1 protein-coding gene and 1 pseudogene are annotated in these 3,090 nt (G+C 27.7%); both read left to right on the top strand.

Annotation, left to right across the window (positions count from 1 at the left end):
• The first annotated feature begins 193 nt into the window (after positions 1-193).
• Positions 194-1,901 (top strand): annotated as a pseudogene (locus HMPREF0072_RS07870) (DNA topoisomerase 3).
• 279 nt (positions 1,902-2,180) lie between these two features.
• The gene (locus HMPREF0072_RS07865) at positions 2,181-2,708 is read left to right on the top strand and encodes a type III toxin-antitoxin system ToxN/AbiQ family toxin (protein ID WP_004828974.1); all 528 of its coding nucleotides are present in this window, start codon (positions 2,181-2,183) and stop codon (positions 2,706-2,708) included.
• The last annotated feature ends 382 nt before the right edge of the window (positions 2,709-3,090 follow it).

Here is a 3,090-nt window from a genome sequence, read left to right as displayed (position 1 = left end):
GGATCAAGCTTTTTTAGACAGATGGAATTCTTATTCGAAGAAAAATCTTTATGCTAGAGACATAAAGTTTGAAGATGTAATAGATAATGGAATAAATATTATAGAAAAAATAAAAAATCAGTAGAGCTATAAAAAGATGAGGGATTGAAAATTTAATCTCTCATTTTTTTATTAAAAAATTAAAGGAGGAAAAATGAAATTAGTAATCGCAGAAAAACCAAGTGTTGCAGCATCAATAGCAAAAGTTATAGGAGCAAAAAATAGAAATAATGGATATTATGAGGGGAATGGATACATTGTTTCATGGTGTGTTGGGCATTTAGTACAAATGGCAAATCCTGATGTGTATGATGAAAGATATAAGAAGTGGAGAATTGAAGATTTACCTATTATCCCAAAAGAATACAAGTATGAGGTAACGAAGACAACTAAAAAACAGTTTAATATTCTTAAAAGACTAATGAATAGTAATGAAGTTGACACCATTATTAATGCTTGTGATGCTGGTAGAGAAGGAGAAGCTATCTTTAGACTTGTATATATTATGGCAAATTGTAAAAAAGAAAATGAAACGTCTTTGGATTTCCTCAATGGAAGATTCTTCCATAAAAGAAGGATTTAGCAACTTAAAAGATGGAAGTAACTATGATAATCTTTTTGATTCAGCTAAGGCTCGTGCCATAGCTGATTGGCTTGTTGGAATGAATATAAGTAGACTTTACTCCTGTCTATATAATGAAAATTATAGTGTAGGAAGAGTACAAACACCAACTTTATCAATGATTGTGAATAGAGATTATGAGATAAATAGTTTTAAAAAAGAAAAATATTATACAGTGGAGATTTCCATGAATGGATTAACACTGTCGACAGATAGAATTGATGATAAGATAGTGGCAGAGCAGCTAAAAAACTTAATCGAAGAAAGAATTGAAATAACCGATGTAATTAAAAAAGAAAATATTACAAAGCCTAATCTACCACTTGACCTAACAACACTTCAAAGAGAATGTAATAAGTATTTTGGATACAGTGCAAAACAAACACTAGATTATGCCCAAAGTCTGTATGAAAAGAAGTATATTACCTATCCACGAACAGATTCAAGATATTTGACAGTAGACATGATAGAAAGCACTGTAAATAATATTATAGGGAAGAATGATTTTGACACAGAAAGAATTAAGGTAGTTTTTAATTCTGAAAAAGTTACAGATCATCATGCAATAATTCCAACGATAAGTTCATTAAATAAGGATATTTCAAATCTCCCGGAAAGTGAAGCCAAAGTATATAGACTTATAACAAATAAACTCTATGCAAGTTTTGGATATCCACTTGTAGAAAATACAACAAAGATAGTGGCTGAATTTGACGGGTTTGAATTTATAAACACTTATAAAATAATTGCAGAAGAAGGGTTTACAAAATATTTAGAAGAATATAAATCAAAGAAGAAAGAAGATATACAACTTCCCGATGTAAAAATAGGAGATTTTTTATATATTGAAAATAAAGATATAAAAGAGAAATATACAAAACCACCTAAACACTTCACTGAAGACACACTCTTAAAAGCTATGGAAATAGCTGGAAATGATGAATTAGTTAAGGATGTCGAAGTTGAAAGAAAAGGACTTGGTACTCCTGCTACAAGAGCGGTAATAATAGAAAATTTGATATACAAAGGTTATATAAAAAGAGAAAAGAAAAACCTAATATCAACTAGAAAGGGATTAAACCTAGTGACTATAGTTATAGATGAGTTTAAATCTCCAAAGACAACAGCAAAATGGGAAATGAGATTAAGTGATATAGCAAAGGGTAAGGAAGATAAAGAGAATTTTTTAAAGGAAATTGAAGAAGAAATAAAAAACACCATAGGTAAATATTATAAGTAAATTGATTATAAAAAAATTGAATAAAATTATAGGAATGCAGAAAGGTGTGAATTTTGAAAGAAAAAGGGTATAATGTAAATGATAAAAGAGTAGCAATTAGGAAATTTACTGATTTGACATTACTATAAATATATGTTATACTCTTGTCAGATAAAGATGGTGTCCCGCTACCGTTAAAGGTGGAGCATTAAAGAAGGTGTCTCACTACCTATATCCCAAAGGTGAAACATTAAAGCAAACAGAGAGGATAAAACCTCTCTGTTTTTTTAGGAGAAAACAATGGTAGAAGTTATAAAATATGGATTTTATACTGTAAACTCCGATTACCTTGAATATCTAAATAAAGTAGATTCAGAAGTTTATTACAACCCATCGTATAGAAACAGTATAAAACCATTCGTTGGAATTATTGTTGGTATAGAAAATTATAATTATTTTATTCCAATTTCTTCTGCAAAGGAAAAACATAAAAAATGCAAGAATGTTTCTGATGAGCATTTTTTAATTTATGAAGTGATCGATAATAGTATTACTATAGATGGAGATATTTACAAATATTATTCTGATAAAGAAAAAATGCATATATTATCTATATTGGATATTAAGAAAATGATTCCTGTACCGACTGATGGTTATGAAAGAATTGATTTTAACGAACTTGAAGATATCAGATATAAAGACTTATTTCAAAAAGAATATGCTTTTTGTTTAAAAATAAAAACAAAGATCTTGATAAAGGTAGAAAAAATATACAAAAATCAAAAGAATACAGGAATTATAAGAAGAGCAAATTGCAATTTTTTTTAAGTTAGAAAAAGAAATGTTGGATTGGAAACAATAGAATAAAGGAAGTTAAAGCGATTTGAAAAGTAAAAAATTCCAATCGTTTTTTATTGCAATAAAAAGATAGCGTAAATGACATTTTAAAGTTATCTTTTGCTTACAGAAATTTAAAAAATGGAAAGAAATAAAGTTTAATAAATAAATATATAAAAATTTAGTTCATTTTTATCACTATAATGAGGAGGGATAAAATGCCAAGATATGATATAGTAGATTTAAGTAGAACAATCTATCTTGCAAAAGAAGAATTTAAGAAAGATATAAAAAAATATGAGGAATATTTAAAGGTATCAGGCAATAACTATAAGTATCCATATATACATCAAATATCTATATACAATATGGA

This window comes from Anaerococcus lactolyticus ATCC 51172 (genome assembly GCF_000156575.1).
GTDB lineage: Bacteria > Bacillota > Clostridia > Tissierellales > Peptoniphilaceae > Anaerococcus > Anaerococcus lactolyticus.
This window is presented reverse-complemented; position numbering and strand designations above follow the sequence as displayed.